This window comes from Nonomuraea sp. NPDC052129, assembly GCF_040680095.1.
In the GTDB taxonomy this organism is placed as follows: Bacteria; Actinomycetota; Actinomycetes; order Streptosporangiales; family Streptosporangiaceae; genus Nonomuraea.
Map to the genome: position 1 here is coordinate 42,861 of NZ_JBFAVX010000034.1, position 20,320 is coordinate 63,180.

The window sequence follows — 20,320 nt, forward strand, 5'->3', positions numbered from 1 at the left end:
CATGATGCTGACTGCGACGGACGAGCAGGGCCGCGCCTTCCGCGAAGCATGGATCGCTGGGGTGAACAAGCACTACCCAGGCGAGCCCAAGTCTTCCTACGTCGCTCCATGGGAAGAGACGCCCGACTGGGAACGCCAAGCTGCTGCCGCCGTCTACGTCCAAGTGCGGACCTTCGTCGAGGCCAGCGCTGGCAGCACCGCGAAGCTGACCCGCGAACAGAGAGGCCGCTTCGTGGCCCTGTGCTGGATCGCTCAAATCCATAAGCACATTGAAACTCCAAAGCCGTCTTATGTGGCCGATTGGGAGGACCTTCCCGAGTGGCAGCGTGAGACCGACGCGGATATTTTTCAACGTATCGAAGATGACGCTGTGCATCGCTAAAGCAGCTTGCTCAGGGATGGTCCGGCTGCGAGGCGGCGGCCTCCAGGGTGACGGTGGTGCCGTTGGCGCCGCTCTCGATGGTCAGCTGGCTGACCCACTGCCTGGCCAGCCACAGGCCCCGGCCGCTGCTGCTGTCGGCTGGCACGGCGTGGTGGCCCTGCGAGACCGTGCCGCGCGGCGTACCGCTCCACCAACCGGCGCAGCAGCACGAGCGTGCCGAAGTCGAAGTCGTACCGCGTCTCCGGATGGCACTCTCCGACGGCGACAGAGCCGTACACATGGGAGCCCACCCCAGGGAATGGCGTCCTTCGCGCAGGTCAGTGCGCTGTCGTGCGCGGATGGTGCACCCAGCCGTGCGGGTCGGGGGCACGGCCGGTCTGTACGGCCATGAGCTTCTCGCGCAACCGGAGGGTGAGGGGACCGGGCCGGCCGTCTGCCATCTGCCAGGCGGTGGTGCGTGTGCGGGCCCGGCCGACGGGGGTGATGACAGCGGCGGTGCCGCAGCCGAAGACCTCGGTGATCGAGCCGTCCGCCGCGCCCGTCTGCCACTCCTCCAGGCTGATGCGGCTCTCGCTGACGGGGTGGCCGAGGTCGCGGGCGAGGGTGAGGACGCAGTCGCGGGTGATCCCGGGCAGGAGTGAGCCGGTGAGGGCGGGGGTGGTGATCTCGGCGGCAGGGCCGTGGCCGCGTACGAAGAAGAGGTTCATGGCGCCCACTTCCTCGATCCAGCGCCGCTCGACCGCATCGAGCCAGACCACCTGGTCGCAGCCGTGCTCGGATGCGTCGTTCTGGGCGAGGAACGCGGCGGCGTAGTTCCCGGCGAACTTGGCGGCGCCGGTGCCACCCGGGGCGGCCCGTACATACTCCTCGGCGATCCACACCGACAGGGGTCTGATGCCGTCGGGGAAGAACGACCCGGCCGGGGAGGCGAGGAGCAGGAACAGGTACTCGGCCGAGGGCCGGACGCTGAGCGTGCTCTCGGTGGCGAACATCAGCGGCCGCAGATACAGAGAGTGCTCATCGGCGTCGGGAACCCAGCACCGATCCTGACTCACGAGCAGCTCACATGCCTTCATGAACAGCTCCACGGGTAACTCCGGCATGGCCATCCGGCGGGCACTCGCCTGGAAGCGGTGCGCGTTGGCCTCGGGCCGGAACAGCGCGACCGTACCGTCCGGCTGCCGGTACGCCTTGAGCCCCTCGAAGATCGACTGGCCGTAGTGCAGCCCCGTGGCGGCCGGGTCGATGGTCAGCGGGGCGTATGGGCCCAGTGCGGCGTCATGCCAGCCCGCCTCGCCGGTCCACTTGATGGTGACCATGTGATCTGTCATGTACCGGCCGAAGCCGGGCGCGGCCAGAATCTGCTGCCGCTCGGCATCAGGACGCAGGTGAGGATGCGGTTTGATGGTGAACTGCGGGAGCGTGAGGGGCATCTGCGTTTCCCTTACGGGCGAGCGCTCACCGTGGTGCGCGGTCAGCGGGTGCGGAACGGGCTTCGGAGGACTGGCTACGGGCCAGGGATGCGGGCCGTCGAGGAAGCCTGCGCAGGGCGCGGCCGAACTCGATGAAGAACCGCTCGCGCGTCTCGGCGGTGGTGCAGCCCAGTAACAGGCAGGGGTCGAGATCTTCCAAAACCATGTGCAAGCAACTGCCCGTTGCCCGTGCGTACAGCGTAGACCCACTGGATGCCGGGGTGAATGGCGTCGACGAAGGAGAACGGCACGGCAACCAGTTCGACATTGCGGTCGAGCTGTGCTGGTGATCGCGGGTTGACTTCGAGTTCGGTTGAGGTTGCCGGCTGGGGACGACATCAACCGAACAGGGGAGAGCGACGTGCGCGTGGTGTGGTTGAAGGAGTTCGGCAGGCCTGAGGTGCTCGTACCTGGAGATGCGCCGTCGCCGTTCAAGCGGGAGCTGCCGATGATCCCGGGCAACGGCGTCGGGGGCATCATCACGGCGGTCGGTGAGGGCGTCGACTCCGCCCTGGTCGGCCAAAGCTGAGCGGTCGTCGTGCACGACCGCCGGCTGGGATCCGTCATCGGCGATGAGCGCGTGCCAGTGCCCGCACGCTAGTCGACGTCGCCGTACTCGTCGAAGCTGTCCGTGATCATCTGTTCGAGTTGCTTCTGCGTCTCTGCGAGCTCCGCCAGCACCTCCTCGGACGGGCTGTGCTCGGCCAGCCCTACCAGTTCGGCGAGAACCGCACGCATCTCGGCGACGCCGGGCCGTTCCGCATCCTGGTGCTCTTCGGAATCAGGCTCGCCCATGTAGCGCAGCAACCAGGCCGCCGACCGAAGACAGCGTACGCGCGGGGTGAGTTGGCCGAGTTCGGTCCAGAGTGTGGCCGCCCGCTGATAGGCGGCCAGCGCTTCTGCGGTCTGTCCGGAATACTGCAGTGCTTCGGCGGCGGACCAGGCCAGTTCGGCATGCATGGCTTGTTGGTCCGAATCATTCTGGACGAGCTCCGCACCTTTGAGAAACTGCTCAGCGGCCTCGTGGTAGCGGCCCAGCTCGCCCAGTGATGCGGCGTATTGTCCCCGGGTCATCGCGATGACTGGTGCGTCGTAAGGGATCTCCACCCTCGGGATCACGTCCTCGAACAGTGCCACTGCTTCGGCATGCCTCTCGAGACGGTGATAGGCGCGCGCCGCCGTGAACGTGTTGTGCAGGGTGTCGGGTTCGGACAGGCCATTCCAGCGGGCGGCCGCGGTCAGTGCCGCGCTGACCAGGTCGTGTTCACGGCCGGGCTGTCTCGAGATGGCCTCGACGAGCAGGGAGCTCAGCTGGGCGGTCTGGTCGGGCGGGACGAGATCGGCGCCGTACGTGATCGCCTTCGACGCGAACTCTTCGGCCGCCTTCGGATCGTCGCTCCCGAGGGCGTACTCGGCGAGCAGGGAAGCGGGATTCGCGGCGCGCCACGGCTGCCCGGCTTCGAGATAATCCGCCACGGCAGCCTGCAGATGGGCACGCGCCCCGTCCGCATCGCCGAGCGGGAAGGAGATCCGGGCCAGCAGGTCGTGATACATGGCCATACGCTCGGTCACTGCGAGTTCCACCGCCACGGCGAGTTCGGCCTCCAGCAGCGCATGGGTGGCCTTGAGCTCGACCTCGGCCGGGTTCTCCTGCTGCCCCAGCGCCGCCATTGCCATGAGGGGAACGACTCTTCGCACGGACAGGTATTCGCGCGAGGTGAGCTTTCCGGCCGCGTACGCGCTTTCTGCCTGTGCCGTGACGCTTTCCGCCAATGCCTCGCCTCCGGTCTGATCCCCGGTCTGGAAGCGAGCCAGGGCCGCGGCGGCGCGGGCCTCCAGAACCTTGGCAGTGTCGGCGAGCCGGTCGAAGCTCTCGGCGACAGCCAGCAGCGCGTCGTAGGCCGCGCCGGGGTCCGAGTCCAGTAGGGAGAGCGCTTTGGCGTACTCGACCTCCGCGACAACGATCTCGGGCAGCGGCAGTTCACTGGCCGCGACGCGTTCCCACGCTCTGTCGGCGTGGGGATGACGAGTCTCCGACAGGCGCCGCGCCTCTGCGACCAGGCCGTCGAGGCTCGAATCGGTGCCCTTCGGCGGGACCGGTACGGCACGACCGGCCGGCTGCGGCAGCGTCGCCGGGACGCCGAGCGGCAGCCCATCCGCCAACGGCTCCTGGGCGAGGCGTTTGGCGACGCGCTCGCTGAAGACGCTGCTGCCATTGCGCGCGTCATAGCGGGCGCACAGCTCGCTGATCTCCTGTTCCAACCTGGCGAGAGTCGTCTCAAGAGTCAGCTCGCCGATCCGGATGCCACCGTGGCCCAGCATGGCCAGGCGGCGGAGCAGTACGACGACACCGCTCACGAAGCCGACCCGCTGCGAGACGTCCTCGTGCTGATTCATGAGCCAGGACGCGTGCTCGTTCAGGATCTCCAGGCCACGCGCCTCGTTGCCGGTCAGGGCGCAGAACTCGATGTGGTAGCCGACCGACTCGCGCAGGCTGACATCGTGGCGGACCAGCGAGTATCCCCTGAGGAAGGCGCTGCGAGCGTCCTCGGTTCGTCCGGTGCGCAGCAGGGGAAGCAGTGCCTTGGCCAGGACCCTGTGCGGCTCCTCCGCACATGACCACTCGCCGTCGATCAGCGGCGCCCAGTGGTCCAACGCCCCCGCGTCATCACCCGCCATGACGCGCCACGTGCCCCAGTCGTTGCCCTCGCAGGCTTCGCAGTCGGCCATCTGGTCGCGTGGAGCGGAGATCGACGACTCCATCGCCGCCGCTGCCGTCTCGTCGTCGCCGAGGTGCTGCGCCAGCAGCGAACGCAGGCTGAGCACCGGGCGCGGGCTGTATCCGCGCTGCCGATAGCGGTTCTGCAGCTCGTCGAGCCAGCGGTGGATGGTCGCCAGCGGCACGGCCGGGTTGAGGACGAGGTAGTAGCTCATCCACTTGAGCTCCCAGTGGATGTTATGGCTGAACGTGCCCACCTCGGCTGGGAAGTCGTCGTGAATCTGCAGGAGCCGTCCGAACGCGACCGGCATGCGGTCACGTTCGGCGCCGTCCTCGTAGGCCTGGATGAGAGTGAGCAGCACCTCGGCTTCCAGCGACCGGTCCTCGACCGCCTTGGCCGCGGTGGCGAGCAGTTCCAGGCGTTCGGCTTTCTGGCGTCCGCTCGGCAGCGCGTAGGTCTGACGCAGGGCGTCGCGGATCTCGGCGACGTTCATGCCTTGCCATCCTCTTCAGTGGATTCGGTCACGTTCTGGGAGGCCCAGCCGAGCAACTCGTCGAAGGCGCGGTTGAGCAGTGCGGTGTCGACCGACCGCAGGGGCCGATGCGTCATCAGCAGCGCCTGGCCGTACAGCGCCTCGACGGCGGTGACGAGGAGTGCGGGATCGCTGATCGTCGCAAGCCGGCGGACCACCGGGCTGCGGTGGTTGAGTACGAGTTGCGCGCGAGGCTCAGCGGACTTGAGCGCCCCCAGGATCTCGGACCACAGGTCATCCGCGTCGGCGGCGACCTCCGCGCGGGTTCGTTCGTTGCGTGCCTCGCGGGAGTCCAGATGCAGAGCGGACACCGACGCCGGAAAGAACGCACGAAGGATCACATCGCAGCCCAGCGGATCAAGCGTGGAGCGCGCCATCGCCATGAACCCGGCCATGGCCAGCTCATTCGCGCTGTCAACCGGATCGAGCGCGGCGGTGACCACGTCCGAACCGAGCTCCTCGACCACCACCCCCGGCATGACATCAGGGAGCAGCGCGACCAGCTCGCTGTCGTAGGTGTAACCCCCGTTGACGACCGCCACGCCGTGGGCGGCCGCGATCGGCGCGATCTGCCGGAACTCCTCAACGGTGGGCGTGATCCGAACCACGGGGTGTTTCCTGGCGACCTCGGCAAACGTGACTTGACCGTCGGTCGTCTCCAACGTGAGATACGGCAGCATGATCCGGAACAGCTCGGCGTCATGCCTGGCCATCGCCTTCACCCCGAGGCTGTGCACAGCGAGGAAGGCGGCCAGGCGCTGCGGCTCCTGCGCGGCCAGCCCGGTGAGCCAGTCCCGCAGCCGGACACCTAGCGCCTCGCGGACCGCGACCAGCGTCTCGTCCTCGTACAGACCCTCACGCGATGCGGTCGGGCGCAGCGTGTCCGTATCGATCACGCAGCGGACGAAGAACGCCCAGTCAGGGAGCAGGCCGGTGGTCGCGTCGTTGAGCAGCATGCCCTTCAGGTAGACGCGGTGGCGGCCGCTGTCGGCCGGATTCGCCGGCCGCGGCAACACGTAGGCGGCGCCCCTGATCCCGGCCAGCTCCACGTCGAGTTCGACGACGTCGAGCGCGGTGAAGCCGAGCGCGCGCTCGCCGTACTCGATCAGCGCGACCCGGCGTGCGGCGGCCGAATCGTAGGAGCGGTCCCACACCGGCGGGCTGTCCGTGGTGCGGATCGTCCGCCCACTCGTGTCGACCGTCACCTCGTAGGGCAGCAGCGAACCGAAGTCGCGGGCAAGGTCGGTGACCACATCAGGGGCGAACCACCGTTCGGCTCCCGCTCGTGGCGTCAGGCAAACGGTCGTTCCGGGAACGGCGCGCTCATGCGGCGCAAGCCGCCGGACCGAGTACGTCCCGTCGGATGCGGCCAGCCACTCAATGCCCGGCGCATCCGGGACGGCGGCGGAACGGCTGATCACCTGGATTCGCTCGGCGACGGTGAAGCAGGCCAGGAGGCCGATACCGAACTGGCCAAGGAACTCGCGGCGAGCCCCTTCCAGGTCATCGCGCTTCGATGACCGGCCGATGGTCGCCAGGAAACGATGGACGTCCGCCTCCGTCAAGCCGATACCCGGATCATCGATCCGCAGCCCCGCCTCGTTCAGAGTGATCCGGATGGCGGTGGATGCCGTCGGGTCCATCCGCTGCCGCGCTGTCACCGCGTCGACCGCGTTCTGCAGCAGCTCTCTCAGGTAGACGCGTGGACTGGAATAGAGGTGGTGCGACAGGAGATCAACAAGTCCTCGCAGGTCAACCTGAAATGAGTGGGCATTTCCCGACACTTCGTCCAGCATGCGGAAGATCGTAGCGTCAAGCTAGGACATGAGCTGATCAATTTCGGCTGCGAGCTCGAACACCGGCATCCTCCCACCGGGCCTGACAACCAGGGTGCCCTCACCAGGGCGGTGGCCAGTCCTGCGTTGCCGGGGTGTGGGCCGGGTAGCGATGGAGAGCACTTCGATGACTGAAGCTACGCGACCTCCGTCCGGAGGCGGCGGGTCACCTGCAGCCCGAGGCGACTGACCGTTGACACCGTCCTGATTTAGTTTCTACTGTTTAGTAAATCAGGAAGGTCGTGAGGATGCAGCGCGCACTGGAGCTTGTCGAGGCTGAGGTCAGCGAGAGGAGCCGATGGCACTTCCTCGTCCTGCGACACGGCGATCGCGTCGCGGTCGGCGAGTGCTCGGACGCCGGGGACCGCGCACGGCTGCTCGAACAGTTGGCCGCGGCATGTCGCCGGCTCGTGGGCCGGGACCTGGTCGCCGACCGTCAGGCCGTTCTCGCCGACCTGGAGGACCAGGTGTCACGAACGGACGCGGACGGCAGGCTCGTCACCGCCACACTCATGGGTGGGCTCGAGCAGATGATGGTCGACCACGCCGCGCAGGCGGCCGGCGAGCCGGTGTGGAAGTGGCTCGGCGGCTCGGATCCCGGCTCCGTTCCGGTCTACGCGAACATCAACCGCATGCCGGGTGGCCGGTCTCCCGAGGACGTCGCCGCGATGGCGCGCCGTGCGGTCGGCGCGGGGTTCACCTCGGTCAAGTGTGCGCCCTTCGACGTCAGCGTTCCGGGGGAGCCGTTGGCGACCACGGGGATGGCCCGGCTCAGGGCGATTCGCGCCGCCATCGGCGATGAGGTCGAGCTGAAGGTCGACTGTCATGAGCGCCTCCCCGCCGAGGAGGTGCACCGGCTCCTGCCCAGTCTTGAGGACCTCGGGATCGCCTGGTTGGAGGACGCCGTCAGCATCGGTTCAGTGGCGGAATTGCGGGCGCTTCGAGCGGCGACGGCCCTTCCGCTGGCCGGCGGGGAGCTCCTGTTCGACCCGGAGGAGGCCCGCGCCGCGGTTGCCGACCGGCTGATCGACGTCCTCATGCCGGATGTCAAACACGCCGGAGGTGTGGAACGCGTGCTGCGCGTCGCCCGCTCGGCTCCGGATCTGGCGATCTCGCTGCACAATCCCTCAGGGCCGGTCGCCACCGCGGCCAGCGCCCACACATTCGCCGCATGCTCCAACGCCACCGTGCTGGAGTACCAGTTCGGCGAGACACCATGGCGCTCCGAGCTCGTCAGCGGGCTTGAGCGCGTCGTGAACGGACGGCTCCACCTGAACGACCGCCCCGGCCTCGGCGTCACCCTCCAACCGAACCATCCCAGCTGTCGAGTTCTGTGGTCCACGACTATCTAGGACGGCCATCGATGTCCAAGCAGTTCATTCCCCGCCTCCGGGGCCGATCCAGTCGGACGATCACCGCGCTCGTCGCCTGTGGCGCGCTCGCCCTCTCAGGATGCCGGTCGGCGGTCAACTCATCGCCGGACGATTCCGGGCCGCGGAAGGGCGGCATCCTGAACATCGTGCAGAGCGCCGACATCGCGCCCTCGACGTTCCTGTCCCAGAACAATCCGAACTTCAGCGTCATACGGACGGTCTTCAACACACTGACCGCCTACGATCATCACTCCCTCCAGCCCCAGCCCGAGCTGGCCACGAGCTGGAACATCGCGCCCGACAAGAAGACGGTGACGCTGAAACTGCGGGACGGCGTCACCTTCCACTCCGGCCGCCCGTTCACCGCCGACGACGTCGTCTTCACCCTCAAGGCCATGACGCGCCAGGACGTCCCGTCGCAACTCAAGCACGTGGCCGCCGCCATCACCGGGATGAAGGCCGACGACGCGCACACCGTGACGCTCCGCCTGGCACAGCCCGTGTCCAACCTGTTCGACCTGTTCGAGGTGACGCCGATCGTCGACAAGGACACCTTCGACGATCTCCTCGCCGGAAAGAAGTTCGTCGGCACGGGAGCGTTCCAGGTCGTGAAGTACACGCCCGGCGCCGGTGCCGACCTCAAGAGGTACGCCGGTTACTGGCAGAAAGGCCGCCCGTACCTGGACGGTGTGCACATCAGTGTGCAGAGCCAGTCGCAGTCGATGCTCTCCTCGTTTCGCTCGGGGCAGACCCAGCTCGCCCTGGACCTGGCGCCCCTGGACACCGCCGCGATCAAGAACGATCCCGGATTCCAGGTCATCGCCTCCGACGCGAACGACGCGACGTACTACGTGGGCTCGAACGTCAAGATCGCCCCACTCGACGACCGCGACGTCCGTCAGGGCATCGCCTGGGCGATCGACCGCGACCGCATACTCAAGCAGGCTCTCGCCGGCATCGGGCGGACCAGTTCCCTGCCATGGTCATCTTCCTCACCGGCCTTCGACCAGCGCAAGGCCGACACCTACTCGCAGGACCTCGCCAAGGCCAAGCAACTGATCGGCCGCGCCGGAGCCACCGGCAAGACGGTCGAGGTCGCCTTCAACTCCGGGTTCGCGACGAACAAGGCCATCGCCGAGATCGTCCAGTTCAACTTGAAGGCGGCCGGCCTGCGGGCACAGCTCGTACCACTCCAGGCACCCGACTTCTTCGCCAAACTCGGCAGCGGCGACATGCCCGGCCTGTTCGTCAACGTGCACGGCTTCGGCCAGCTCAGTCCCGCGACCCTCGTCAAGGGCGCCTTCCCGTTCAACGCCGACAAGAACGCCTCCAGCTTCGACTCAGACGAGTACCGCACCATCGCGAAACAGCTCTGGACACCGGCGGACGCCGCCGCCGCCAAGGCCGCCTACACGCGGATCAACGACTTCCTGCTCGACCAGCAGTTCGTCAGCGACCTCGTGGTCAGCGCGCACACCTTCACCATCTCCACGAAGCTGAAAGGCCTGCGGTACACGATGTACGACTATCTCGACCTCGACCACGCCTACCTGACGAAGTGATGCCGACCGATGATTAGGTACGCACTGAGGCGTGTCCCGTCCGCTCTCCTCGTGCTGGTCGTGGCGTCGGTGCTCGTCTTCGCCGTCCCCCGGCTCGCGTCTGGCGACGCCGCTGACATCCTGGCGGGCCCCGACTCCACGGCCGCCACCAGGGAAGCGGTCCGGCACGACCTCGGTCTCGACAAGAGCCCCGTCCTCCAGTACGCGCAGTGGGCCCGCGGCCTGCTGACCGGCGACCTCGGCACCTCCTACATCCGCAAGGAACCGGCATCACACGCGATCGGGGTCGCGCTCGGGCAGACACTCACCCTGACAGTGGCCGCTCTGTTCCTGGCCGTCGTGCTCGGCGGCCTCGCGGGCGTGGTGCTCGGCACCGGCCGGCGCCAATTCGTCACCCGACCGGTCGGCGCGCTCGTCTCCCTGGCATTCGCGCTCCCCCCGTACGTCAGTGGCGTCCTGCTGGTGCTGCTGTTCGCCGTCACGATCCGGCTGCTCCCGGCGACCGGGTACATGCCGCTGACGGACAATCCCGACATCGCCCTGCAGTACCTCCTCATGCCGGCGCTGTGCCTCGCGCTGCCCACCGCGGCCACACTCGCCCGCTTCCTCGCCGCCTCCGTGCGGCAAGTGATGGACGAGGACTACATCCGCACCGGGGTGGCCAAGGGCCTGACCTCCTATCGCCTGGTCCGCGCGCACGTCGTCCCGAACGCCCTGCCGCCGGTGCTCACCGTGCTGGGCATCCAGGTCGGGCAGCTGCTCGGTGGCGCCATCGTGGTGGAGGCCATCTTCGCCTGGCACGGCATCGGCGACCTGCTGGTCAACTCGGTGCTGGACCGTGACTACGTGCTGGTCCAGGACCTCCTGCTGTTCGCCGTCGCGGTGTTCGTGGTCGTGCAGACCCTCACCGACCTCCTCCACGCGGCGATCGACCCCCGCATCCGGCTGGAGGCATGATGACCGCCCTGTCCACCCCGGCCCGCACGACCGCCACGGCAGCCTCCCGGCCGCAGCGTTCCCGCTGGTCGCGGGCTCTGCGATTCCCCGAGACCGCCGCGGGACTCGTCATCGTCGCCGCACTGTTCGTGCTCGGCACCCTCGCGCCCTGGATCGCGCCGCACGGCTTCGACGCGCAGAGCAGTGACAGCTTCGCCGGGGTCAGCGCCTCGCACCTGCTCGGCACCGACGAGTTCGGCCGTGACGTGTTCAGCCGCGTGCTGTTCGGCATCCGGCAGGACGTCGTGGTGGCCGGCCTCGCCGTTCCGATCGGCGGGCTGCTGGGCATCGCTCTCGGTCTGCTGTGCGGATCGCACCGGATCGTGGACTCCATCGTGCAGCGGGTCTTCGACGTGCAGCTCGCCTTCACCGCACTCGTCCTCGGCGTCGCGGTGTCGGCCACCGCCGTCGGACCCGGGATGACGGCCATCGTCGTCACCTGCGTCGTCGTCAACGTCCCGCTGTTCGGGCGGCTCACCCGGTCGGCGATCCAGGCGCAACGTTCGCGCGACTACGTGGTCGCGGCCGAGGTGGTGGGCGCGAGCCGCGGCCGTGTCCTGCTGCGCCACATCCTGCCCAACGCGCTGGACACGCTCATCGTCCAGGCCGCCCTCAGCCTGTCGACGGCGGTGTTCATCGAAGGGGCGATGAGCTTCGTGGGCATCGGCGTCCGCCCGCCGGCCCCGTCGCTGGGCTCGTTGCTGAGGACCAGCGTCAACTTTCTCGACCAGAACCCCTGGTACGCGCTGGGCCCCATCATCGTCGTCACCGCTCTGGTGCTGGGCTTCAATCTCATCGCGGACGGACTGAACCGAGGGCTGCTACGCCGATGAACTCGACCGAACACACGACCACCGCCACCACTCCTCACCTCGCCGACATGAAGACCTACCAGGGAACCGTGAGCGTCGTCACCGGCGCCGCCCGCGGTATCGGACGTGCCATCGCGACGCATCTGCACGACTTGGGCGGCCACGTCGTGGCCGTCGACATCGACGAGGCCGTCGCCGAACACGACGCCGGCCGGTCGTGGCGCGCGGTCGTCGGCGACATCACCGACCCGGCCGTCCAGGACACGTGCCTCGCCGCCGCGGACTCGTCGCCCGGAGACCTCGCCGTGCTCGTGAACTGCGCCTTCGTCGAAGAAAGGGCTCCACTCCTCGACGGAACCCCGGCGGGATGGGAGCGCACGTTCGCCGTTTCGTTGAACGCCCCGGTCGAGCTGAGCCGCAAATTCGTGACGGCTCTGGACTCACGACCGGGAGCGATCGTCAACGTCGCGTCCGTGCACGCCTTCCGAGCGGCGCCCGCGTTCGGCGCCTACGCGTCCATGAAGGCGGCGCTGGTCGCCTTCACCCGGACCGCCGCGGTGGAGTGGGGCCCTCTCGGTGTCCGGGTCAACGCGGTCGCTCCCGGCTTCATCGCCGTGGAGCGCAACGCCCACATCTGCCGCGATCCCGCGAGTCTCGCCGCGGCCATCGGCGGGGCAGCGCTGCGACGCCCCGGTCGCCCCGAGGAGGTCGCCCGATGTGTGGCCTTCCTCGCCGGGCCCGACGCCTCGTTCGTCACCGGCGCCGTCCTCGCCGTGGACGGGGGCGTACTCGCACGACTCCCGGAAGGAGATCGGTCATGAGCCAGTCAGTCCTCCAGGTCCGTGACCTCGTCACGCGCTTCGACTCCGAGCGGGGACTGGTGCGGGCGGTGAACGGCGTCTCCTTCGAGGTACGCGCCGGTGAGACGCTCGCTCTGGTCGGCGAGTCCGGATCGGGCAAGTCGGTGACCGCCATGTCCCTGCTCCGGATGGTGCGTCCGCCCGGACGCATCGAGTCCGGGGAGATCCGCTACCAGGGCCGCGACCTGCTGACACTGGACGAGAAGGAGATGCGCGAGGTCCGCGGCGGCGGTATCAGCATGGTCTTCCAGGATCCGATGTCCTCGCTGAACCCGGTGATGAAGATTCGCACCCAGCTCGTCGAGGCGATGCTCAGCCACGGCAAGTTCACCGGTTCGCAGGCCCGCGGCCGCGCGGTCGACCTGATGAGACGGGTCGGCATTCCGGACCCCGACGCCCGGCTCGCCGACTATCCGCACGCCTTCTCCGGCGGGATGCGGCAACGCGTCATGATCGCCATGGCCCTGGCCAACGACCCCGAGGTCGTCATCGCCGACGAGCCCACCACGGCTCTCGACGTGACCATCCAGGCGCAGATCCTCGACCTCCTCACCGAGCTCAACCGTGACTTCGGGACCGCGATCGTCCTGATCACGCACAACCTCGGGGTGGTCGCCCGGTCGTGCCAACGCGTCGCGGTGATGTACGGCGGGCACATCGTCGAGGAGGCGCCGGTGGACGCGCTCTTCACCTCCCCCCGCCACCCCTACACCCGAGCCCTGCTGGCCGCGACCCCACGCCTCGCCGCCTCCCGCCGGCTGCCGCTCGTACCGATCGAGGGCCGCCCGCCGGACCTGGTCGCGCCGATACCCGGATGCCCGTACGCGCCACGTTGTGACGTGGCGGAGGAACGCTGCCACGAAGAGCACCCGCCGACATACTCCGACGAACGCGCAACCCGGGACTGGACGTGCTGGATCGCCGGACAGGACGGCGAGCTGCCGCCGGCCGCCAAGCCGGGTGCGCCCGCATCACGGGAGCACCCGGCAGGGCCTGAGACTCCGCTGCTGGAGGTCGACGAGCTGGTGAAGACCTTCCCTGTCAAGCGGCGCGCCTCGCCCTGGCGCCGGACCACGCGGTACGTCAGCGCCGTCGACGGCGTCAGCCTGTCCATCGCGCCCGGCGAGACGGTGGGGCTGGTGGGTGAGTCCGGCTGCGGCAAGTCGAGCGTGGCCAAGGCACTCCTCGGCATCCACCCGGCCACGTCGGGCACCATCCGGTTCGACGGCCGGGACGTCGGCGTCCTGCGCGGCGCCGACCTCGCCTGGTACCGCGGCCAGACACAACTGGTGTTCCAGGACCCCATGTCCTCACTGAACCCCCGCCTCACGGCCGGCGACGCCATACGAGAACCCCTTCTCGTCCACGGCCTCGCCAAGGGGGAGCAGGCGCGGCATCGCGTCGCGGAGCTGCTGGAGCTCGTGGGACTAGACCCCGCGGCGGCCTCCCGCTACCCGCACGAGTTCTCCGGCGGTCAGCGACAGCGCATCGTCATCGCACGCGCTCTCGCGGTGAATCCCCGGCTGCTCGTCTGCGACGAAGCGGTGTCCGCTCTCGACGTCTCCCTGCAGGCACAGATCATCAGCCTCCTTCAGGATCTGCAGCGACGGCTCGGTTTGTCCTACCTGTTCATCGGGCACGATCTGGCGACCGTCCGCTACATCTCGCACCGCATCATGGTCATGTACCTCGGACAGGTCGTGGAGTCCGGTCCGTCCGAAGAGATCACCGCCAATCCTCAGCACCCGTACACCGCCAGCCTGCTCTCCGCCGTGCCGGAGCCGGATCCCGCCCGCGAGCGGCAGCGGGAGCGCATCGTGCTCGGCGGAGACGTGCCCAGCCCGATCGACCCGCCCCCGGCGTGCCGGTTCCACAGTCGCTGCCCGATCGGGCCGCTGACCAACCCCGGCCGCACCATCTGCGCCACCGAACGACCGCCTCTCCGGCAGGTCGCCCCTGGCCAGTACGCCGCCTGCCACTTCCCCGGCGAACTGCGCCGAAGCGGTCTCGACAGCGCGGGCATGGTGCCATGACAGACGTGGACGCGTCCGGCGACGGTCACGCCATCGTCCCCCGGCACTCGCCCCGACTCGATCCGGCCCCGGCCGGCGGACTCGAAAGTCTGCGCCGCAGGAACACGGCGCAGGTCGCCCGGGCACTCCTCCAGCTCGGCGCCTCCGCCCGCGCCGAGATCGCCCGGATGACCGGGCTCAGCGCCACCAGCCTCACCAAGATCACCGCATACATGATCCGGATGCGCGTGATCCGCGAGCTGGCCGTCATCACAGGAGGAGACACCGGCCGTCCACGAGTACCGGTCGCGCTCGACACCTCCTACCACCGCTTCATCGGCCTGCACATCGGACTGCGGCGGACCACCGGTGGCCTGCTCGATCTCGCGGGCAACGTCGTCATGGAACATGCCGTCACGCACCGCCGGCTGACCCGCTCCGGCATCCTCGCCGAGGCGCGGGACCTGCACACCGAGCTGGAAGCGGCCGCCGGAGGAGCCGACCGGATGCTCGGCACCGGCATCGTGACGGGTGGACGCGTCGACCCGGGCCGGGGCGTCGTCGTCGAGCACCCGCTGCTGGGCTGGAGAGACGTGCCGCTCGTGACCGAGATCGGGCCGGCCGGTCATCCCGTCCTGGTGGACGGCAGCGTTCGTGGCCTGGCCCTGGCCGAGACCTACCTCGGCGCCGCCCGCGACACGAGCTCCTCGGTCTTCCTCTTCATCGGCAACATCGTCGGTGCCGGGCTCATGATCGACGGCCGGCTGAGGAAGGGCCACGACGCCGCGGCCGGCACCATCGACCATCTGTCGCTCGGCACCGACACGCCCGGCGAGCGGTGCCGCTGCGGCCGTCACGACTGCCTCGCGGCCCTGGTCAGCGACGTCGCCGTCCTGGCGAAGGCGCGCGGTGCCGGTATCGTACGACCACACGCTTCGTTCGAGTCGCTGGTCAAGAAGTCACGGACCGGTGACCCGGCAGCGACCGACCTCCTCCGGACCCGCGCCGAACTGGCCGGAGTGGCCGCGGCCACGCTCCTCGACCTGCTCGACCCCGACCTCCTCGTGCTCGGCGGCGGCCTGCTCCAGACGCCGGAGCACCTCGGCGCCCTACGCTCCGCCGCTGCCCGCCGGCTCACCCGTCCGCACGCGGCGGACCGCATCGTACCGACCGGTCTGGGTGCGGGCTCCCTCGTACGTGGATCGGCCAGTCTCGTCCTGCACGCCTTCTTCACCGACCCGGTCGGCATGCTGCCGCCCGCTCATTCGGCCGGAGCCGGGCGGCCCTCCCGGACCGGCGCGGCGAGCGATGACTATGGCCGGGCAAGCGGATCGGCGTAGAAGGCGTCGAGCACCGGTGTAGCCGCGCCCTGGACGAGACCTGACGGCCCGACCAGGACCGCGGGCTGAATCGGGGTCGGCTCGCGCCCGCCGACCACTCGCTCGCGAGCCGTCGACACGACCTGCTCGAACCGTTCCGTGGACGAGACGACCTCGCCGCCGCCGATGATCGCGAGATCCGGATCATGGACATCGATCAGTGCGGCCACGGTCGTGCCGACACGCGCGGCGCGCAGTTCGAGCATCCGGCGTACCGTGCGTTCCTGGGAGATCTTGACGAGGTCGTCGATGGTGGTGCCGGCCGGCAACAGCCCGCGCTGCTGCGCCTCGAGCGTGAGCGCGGCGTCGCTGGCCACCGCCCACAAGCAGTCACGGCGCCCGCACGTGCATGGGACGGCGGACCGGGAACCGGAGCTGACGTGGTCGATGAGCCCAGCCGCGTCGTGCTGACCGCGCGCGATGTCCCCGTGCACCACGTGCGCGCACCCGATGACGTTGCCGACGAAGACATAAAGAACGTTCCGCGCGCCGGTGGCTGCCGCGAGCCGGGCCTCGGCCAGTGCCAGCGCCCGGACGGTGGACTCGACTCGTGGCACCGGAAGGCCGTCGACCCGGAGCCCCTCGGAAAAGGCCACATCGTGCCAGCCCAGCCCCTCGAAGGCGCGGACGGCGCCGGACTCGGGCGGCACCCAGCCACCCGTGCAGGCGCCGTAGCCCACCACGTCCTCACGTCGTACGCCGGACTGCTCGACCATCTCACACACCAGACGGGTGGCGGTCGACAGCACGGTCCGGGGCGCGGCGCTGCCGTGTTTGCGGGACCGCAGCGCGACCACCTGGCCGGCCAGATCGACGAGTCCGACGGTGACCCGCTGCAGCCCGACGTGCACGCCCACGAATCGATGACGGTGCAGATTGAGCGTGATGGGCCGGCGTGGCCGGCCCCGCCCCCGCGCCTGCGCCGACGCCGGCTCGGTCTGCGGGGCCTCCGCGATGTACTCGGCGCGCTCCAGCTCGATGATGATCTTGGTGATGGCGGCGGCGCTGAGTCCCACGCCGGACGCGATCTCCGAGCGAGACACCGCCCCGCGGGCCCGGATCTCGGACAGGACCGCGGCGGCGTTACCGCGTCGCAGGCTGTCGAGCTGCTGGCCCAGCTGGCGGCCCTGCAGCGCCGTTCGCGTCGTCACGAGGCTCCCTCCTGCGCCGGCCGCTGATTCCGTTGATCCTATGTGCGTGCCGGAGCCTGGGACACGGAGGTCCGGACGGCCGGCGCTCGGGCCGGCCGCCCTGATCTCAGGAACCGGACGAGTTCAGGAACCGCAGGTTCGCCCGTGCCCGGTGAACCGCAGCAGCGTCACGCTGTGCGGCTCGAACTCGTGGCTCAGCACGCCATGGCCGGCCTTTTCCCGTGAGGTGCGCACGCTGATGTCGTGCGGATGGTCGGGGGCGTTGTTCGACTCGACCGAGGCGCCGTTCACCGTCGAGACGCTCACCGGGCCGGTGACGCCCTCGCTGGGCAGCGCGACGTCGGCCGATACGGCGTGCTCGGCGTCACGGTTGACGACCATGGTCCGGATGACTCCGCCGGCGCACGCGGACACCACGCGAAGCGCGGGGTACGTCCCCGCCGGCGCCGTGAGGACCGGGTTGCCGGTCACGGTGCTCTTGACGACGTGGCCACCGGCCATCGTGGCGTACAGCCCCAGCATGTCGGCCCGGCCCGTCATGAGGAAGCCGGGCGGGCTTCCGAACAGATTGGCCGGGTCCGGCGATCCGTCGTCCGAAGGCAGGTCGGCGGTGTTGGAGTTGATCGACACCCTGACGTCGTTCTCCATCTGGCCGGCGACCTGCGCGGCCAGGTACAGGACGTGAGCGAGCCGTGCCTCGTAGGCGGGCGCGGGCGTGTTGAGCGTGCCGTACTCGGTGACGAGCAGGTCCGGCCGGGTGGCGGTGTCGGGGAAGTAGCGCGCCATCCGGTCGCGCAGGTCACGCAGGTCGGCGTCCCGCTTCGCGGTCGCGACCTGCAGATTGCCGTAGCGTGTGAGCGTGCCGTCCGCCGGGGGCGTGCTGTAGGAGTGCGTGCCCAGACAGTCGTACGGGCGCGATCCCATCGCCTCGACGAACTCCGGGCGGCCCCAGCCGGAGCAGACCTCGATCGAGGGATCGACCGACTTCATCGCCTTACGGAAAGCGACGTAGCCTTGGTGGACGCCGCTGGTGTACTCGATCGACAGGGATGCGCCCGCGGGTGGAACGGCTCCGTGGTTACCGTCGCCGAAGTGGATGATCCCGTCGACCTTGTCGACGGCGTAGACATGCGCGTCAGGTGCCTGCCCGGCGAGAGTCGCGACCCGCTGCCAGGGGCTGCCCGCGACGCGGAGCACGGGCTCGGTGATCGGCCCGTCGCCGACGCCCGCGGCTCCTTCGTCGTCACCGGGCAGTGCGATGGGAGCGAATCTGACCCGATACTCCTGGTTCGGCGCACCCGTGCCCTGGCGGCGGGTCGCCAGGTCGCAGCCGAGGAACAGACCGTCGTTGGCCTGGTAGGCGGCGTCCTTCGCGGTCTGCCGCTGCCAGCCGCCCTCGATGAACTGCTGAAGGCGCGCCGCCGCCTCCCCTGACCACCAGTAGTGCTGGCCGACGAGGTACGGCTCGTTCCCGAACTCCCAGTAGTGGATGCCGTAGGGCTTGGGGTGACCATTGCGTGCGCGTACGTCGCCCCAGTCCACGCCGCCGTTCGGGTTCGTCGCCTTGCCATCGGCGGGAGCGTTCATGTACTCGACGAAATCGGCGGCGCCGGCGGCGGACTGATTGATCGCCGAGACCATCATCATCGTCTCACCGCCGATGGAGTGGACGTACTTCTCGTTCTCATCGGGACCGAAGCGGCTGTCGGTCGAAGCGAAGCGGCCGTTCGCGAAGCCGCCTGACGTCTGGCACTTCCGCCGGCTCTGCGGGCCGATCGCCCGCCTGAAGTCGAAGAGGTTCGCGACCGTGCCACCGGGATAACGGAGCATGTCGAGGCCCGCCTGCTTGCTCAGCCGGACGATCCCGTCGGCCGGCCGCCCGGCGGCGGAGTTCCAGATCCCCTTGCCGTCGTCCGGCCACCGCTGGTTGGCGCCGACGATCGCCGCGGGGACCTTTCCGACCTGGCGGCCGTCCGTCGTCACGTAGCGCTCCTGGGAGACGGTGATCCTCGTCGGCGCCGCGCCCGCCTGAGAGGCCGGTCGCGCCAGAGCCGGGGACGGCGGAAGCCCGGCCACGCCGGCCAGCGCGATGAGCCCGGCCGTCGCCAACAGGCGCACCGATCGTTGTGGTCGCCCCTGAGGTCTCGCTCGTCTCACGGGACTGTCTCCGAGATGCCGGAACATGTATTTCTCCTCTTGCCGACTCTGCTGCACGGAGGCGGATCAGTCGACGTCAGCCTGGCACCGACGGTCCGACCTTAGAGTATTTATTCAATAGTGTGAAGTAAATAGATGCCGTAATCGCATCGCCGCCGATGAGGAGCGCACGGCGCGAGTTGCGCAGCTTGACCCCCGACCCCGGCAAGCAGTGCAGGGCGACGTCCTACTTGTACCGACAAACCGCAGACACCAGGCGGGCATCGGTGCCCTCTGCCTGGCCGCCCAGAGCTGGGTTGCCGCCGTCTGGATCACCCGCGACGGCCTGCACGCCGCCCCATCCAGCGGCTTGGACCTCAGCGACGCCCCACGCATGATCGGCTGGGCGACGCAAGCGGCCATGGCGGTGCTGGTGCTGCTGGTCGTCCTGCACGCCATACGGGACTGCGTACGCGCCCGCACCGTCACCGCCGCAGCCGCTCTGGCCGCCGGATACCTGCTCGCGGCCTGGACCGATGTGCTGGTCAACGGCCCGGCGGCGCTGCTGCTCTGCCGCCACCGCCAAGGTCACCTCACCATCCTCAGCCCTCACCCCGCACGGCACGGCATGGTGACCCTGCTGGCCGGTGTCGGCATCGTCACCGCCATGATCCTGGCCTTCTCCGCCGCCACAGCCGCCCTGTCGCTCCACGGCGGCCCTCCGCCACCTGACCTGCCCTCCTACCTGCGCCTGCCGACCGGCGGCGCCTGATGTGTGAATGCCGTACGACACCTTCGGCGGGCGGTGCATGCGCCGGCACGCTGTATCAGCGCTATGACAAAGGTATGGAGGACCAGCTCGGTGCGCTCGGCCTGGTGCTGAATTGCGTCACGCTGTGGAACACCTTCTACATGGACCGGCCCTGGAACGGCTCAGACTGAGGGCTACTCGCTGGCCGGCGAAGACATTGCCCGGCTGTCGCCGTTCGTCCGCCGGCACGGCAACGTGATTGGCACCTACTCCTTCGCCCCGCCCGACCTCGGTTTCAGCCGACGTCCGGCCGCTGCGTAACCCCGATGAGCCCGACTGGGAGGAGG

Annotated in this window: 17 protein-coding genes; 11 read left to right on the forward strand and 6 right to left on the reverse strand. The window is 69.1% G+C overall.

The window, feature by feature from the left end:
• Position 1 precedes the first annotated feature (1 nt).
• Positions 2–382, forward strand: a complete 381-nt coding sequence (locus tag AB0L53_RS46520; RefSeq protein WP_364009308.1) for a hypothetical protein — start codon at positions 2–4, stop codon at positions 380–382.
• A gap of 10 nt (positions 383–392) precedes the next feature.
• Here the strand turns inward: AB0L53_RS46520 and AB0L53_RS46525 are convergent, their stop codons facing one another.
• Both AB0L53_RS46525 and AB0L53_RS46530 read right to left on the reverse strand, forming a co-directional pair.
• Entirely contained in the window at positions 393–527 is a 135-nt protein-coding gene (locus tag AB0L53_RS46525) for a hypothetical protein (protein WP_364009311.1), read from the reverse strand.
• Between the two features lie 172 nt (positions 528–699).
• Positions 700–1,815, reverse strand: a complete 1,116-nt coding sequence (locus AB0L53_RS46530; RefSeq protein ID WP_364009313.1) for a branched-chain amino acid aminotransferase — start codon at positions 1,813–1,815, stop codon at positions 700–702.
• A 400-nt stretch (positions 1,816–2,215) separates the two neighbouring features.
• Here AB0L53_RS46530 and AB0L53_RS46535 point away from each other — a divergent pair, with 400 nt between their 5' ends.
• Positions 2,216–2,383 (forward strand): hypothetical protein, encoded by a 168-nt coding sequence (locus tag AB0L53_RS46535; protein WP_364009316.1) that lies wholly within the window; start codon positions 2,216–2,218, stop codon positions 2,381–2,383.
• Positions 2,384–2,451: 68 nt separating this feature from the next.
• On the opposite strand, the gene AB0L53_RS46540 is transcribed toward AB0L53_RS46535, so the two are convergent.
• Entirely contained in the window at positions 2,452–5,067 is a 2,616-nt protein-coding gene (locus tag AB0L53_RS46540; RefSeq protein WP_364009319.1) for a hypothetical protein, read from the reverse strand.
• The gene (locus AB0L53_RS46545; protein ID WP_364009322.1) at positions 5,064–6,902 is read right to left on the reverse strand and encodes an HSP90 family protein; all 1,839 of its coding nucleotides are present in this window, start codon (positions 6,900–6,902) and stop codon (positions 5,064–5,066) included. The genes AB0L53_RS46540 and AB0L53_RS46545 overlap by 4 nt, the downstream gene beginning before the upstream one ends.
• A 287-nt stretch (positions 6,903–7,189) precedes the next feature.
• On the opposite strand from AB0L53_RS46545, the gene AB0L53_RS46550 reads away from it, so the two are divergent.
• From AB0L53_RS46550 to AB0L53_RS46580, 7 genes are read left to right on the forward strand one after another with little or no spacing between them, the layout of a single operon-like run.
• Entirely contained in the window at positions 7,190–8,293 is a 1,104-nt protein-coding gene (locus AB0L53_RS46550; RefSeq protein ID WP_364009324.1) for a mandelate racemase/muconate lactonizing enzyme family protein, read from the forward strand.
• Between the two features lie 11 nt (positions 8,294–8,304).
• Complete coding sequence (locus AB0L53_RS46555; RefSeq protein WP_364009327.1) at positions 8,305–9,876, forward strand: ABC transporter substrate-binding protein; 1,572 nt, start codon at positions 8,305–8,307, stop codon at positions 9,874–9,876.
• A 9-nt stretch (positions 9,877–9,885) separates the two neighbouring features.
• Positions 9,886–10,833, forward strand: a complete 948-nt coding sequence (locus AB0L53_RS46560) for an ABC transporter permease (protein ID WP_364009329.1) — start codon at positions 9,886–9,888, stop codon at positions 10,831–10,833.
• On the forward strand, positions 10,830–11,705 hold the full coding sequence (locus tag AB0L53_RS46565; RefSeq protein ID WP_364009332.1) for an ABC transporter permease: 876 nt from the start codon (positions 10,830–10,832) through the stop codon (positions 11,703–11,705). Before AB0L53_RS46560 ends, AB0L53_RS46565 begins: the two co-directional genes overlap by 4 nt.
• Positions 11,702–12,505, forward strand: coding sequence for an SDR family oxidoreductase (locus AB0L53_RS46570; protein ID WP_364009334.1), 804 nt, complete (start codon positions 11,702–11,704; stop codon positions 12,503–12,505). Before AB0L53_RS46565 ends, AB0L53_RS46570 begins: the two co-directional genes overlap by 4 nt.
• A complete protein-coding gene (locus AB0L53_RS46575; RefSeq protein WP_364009337.1) occupies positions 12,502–14,577 on the forward strand; it encodes an ABC transporter ATP-binding protein in 2,076 nt (691 codons plus the stop codon). The genes AB0L53_RS46570 and AB0L53_RS46575 overlap by 4 nt, the downstream gene beginning before the upstream one ends.
• The gene (locus tag AB0L53_RS46580) at positions 14,574–15,896 is read left to right on the forward strand and encodes an ROK family protein (protein WP_364009340.1); all 1,323 of its coding nucleotides are present in this window, start codon (positions 14,574–14,576) and stop codon (positions 15,894–15,896) included. Before AB0L53_RS46575 ends, AB0L53_RS46580 begins: the two co-directional genes overlap by 4 nt.
• Here AB0L53_RS46580 and AB0L53_RS46585 read toward each other — a convergent pair.
• Both AB0L53_RS46585 and AB0L53_RS46590 read right to left on the reverse strand, forming a co-directional pair.
• Entirely contained in the window at positions 15,869–17,086 is a 1,218-nt protein-coding gene (locus AB0L53_RS46585; RefSeq protein ID WP_364009343.1) for an ROK family transcriptional regulator, read from the reverse strand. The two genes, AB0L53_RS46580 and AB0L53_RS46585, sit on opposite strands and share 28 nt — an antisense overlap.
• Before the next feature lie 123 nt (positions 17,087–17,209).
• The gene (locus AB0L53_RS46590; RefSeq protein WP_364009346.1) at positions 17,210–19,204 is read right to left on the reverse strand and encodes a hypothetical protein; all 1,995 of its coding nucleotides are present in this window, start codon (positions 19,202–19,204) and stop codon (positions 17,210–17,212) included.
• A gap of 250 nt (positions 19,205–19,454) precedes the next feature.
• On the opposite strand from AB0L53_RS46590, the gene AB0L53_RS46595 reads away from it, so the two are divergent.
• Both AB0L53_RS46595 and AB0L53_RS46600 read left to right on the forward strand, forming a co-directional pair.
• Complete coding sequence (locus AB0L53_RS46595; protein ID WP_364009348.1) at positions 19,455–19,994, forward strand: hypothetical protein; 540 nt, start codon at positions 19,455–19,457, stop codon at positions 19,992–19,994.
• Positions 19,995–20,068: 74 nt separating this feature from the next.
• Positions 20,069–20,164: a hypothetical protein gene (locus AB0L53_RS46600; RefSeq protein WP_364009351.1), complete on the forward strand. Its 96-nt coding sequence runs from the start codon at positions 20,069–20,071 to the stop codon at positions 20,162–20,164.
• Positions 20,165–20,320: the final 156 nt, after the last annotated feature.

What these genes read in the sequence shown, in the direction of transcription:
- AB0L53_RS46520 (WP_364009308.1), top strand. Translation starts at nt 2, where the DNA reads ATGATGCTGACTGCGACGGACGAGCAGGGCCGCGCCTTCCGCGAAGCA.
- AB0L53_RS46530 (WP_364009313.1), bottom strand. Translation starts at nt 1,815, where the DNA reads ATGCCCCTCACGCTCCCGCAGTTCACCATCAAACCGCATCCTCACCTG.
- AB0L53_RS46540 (WP_364009319.1), bottom strand. Translation starts at nt 5,067, where the DNA reads ATGAACGTCGCCGAGATCCGCGACGCCCTGCGTCAGACCTACGCGCTG.
- AB0L53_RS46545 (WP_364009322.1), bottom strand. Translation starts at nt 6,902, where the DNA reads ATGCTGGACGAAGTGTCGGGAAATGCCCACTCATTTCAGGTTGACCTG.
- AB0L53_RS46550 (WP_364009324.1), top strand. Translation starts at nt 7,190, where the DNA reads ATGCAGCGCGCACTGGAGCTTGTCGAGGCTGAGGTCAGCGAGAGGAGC.
- AB0L53_RS46555 (WP_364009327.1), top strand. Translation starts at nt 8,305, where the DNA reads ATGTCCAAGCAGTTCATTCCCCGCCTCCGGGGCCGATCCAGTCGGACG.
- AB0L53_RS46560 (WP_364009329.1), top strand. Translation starts at nt 9,886, where the DNA reads ATGATTAGGTACGCACTGAGGCGTGTCCCGTCCGCTCTCCTCGTGCTG.
- AB0L53_RS46565 (WP_364009332.1), top strand. Translation starts at nt 10,830, where the DNA reads ATGATGACCGCCCTGTCCACCCCGGCCCGCACGACCGCCACGGCAGCC.
- AB0L53_RS46570 (WP_364009334.1), top strand. Translation starts at nt 11,702, where the DNA reads ATGAACTCGACCGAACACACGACCACCGCCACCACTCCTCACCTCGCC.
- AB0L53_RS46575 (WP_364009337.1), top strand. Translation starts at nt 12,502, where the DNA reads ATGAGCCAGTCAGTCCTCCAGGTCCGTGACCTCGTCACGCGCTTCGAC.
- AB0L53_RS46580 (WP_364009340.1), top strand. Translation starts at nt 14,574, where the DNA reads ATGACAGACGTGGACGCGTCCGGCGACGGTCACGCCATCGTCCCCCGG.
- AB0L53_RS46600 (WP_364009351.1), top strand. Translation starts at nt 20,069, where the DNA reads ATGGAGGACCAGCTCGGTGCGCTCGGCCTGGTGCTGAATTGCGTCACG.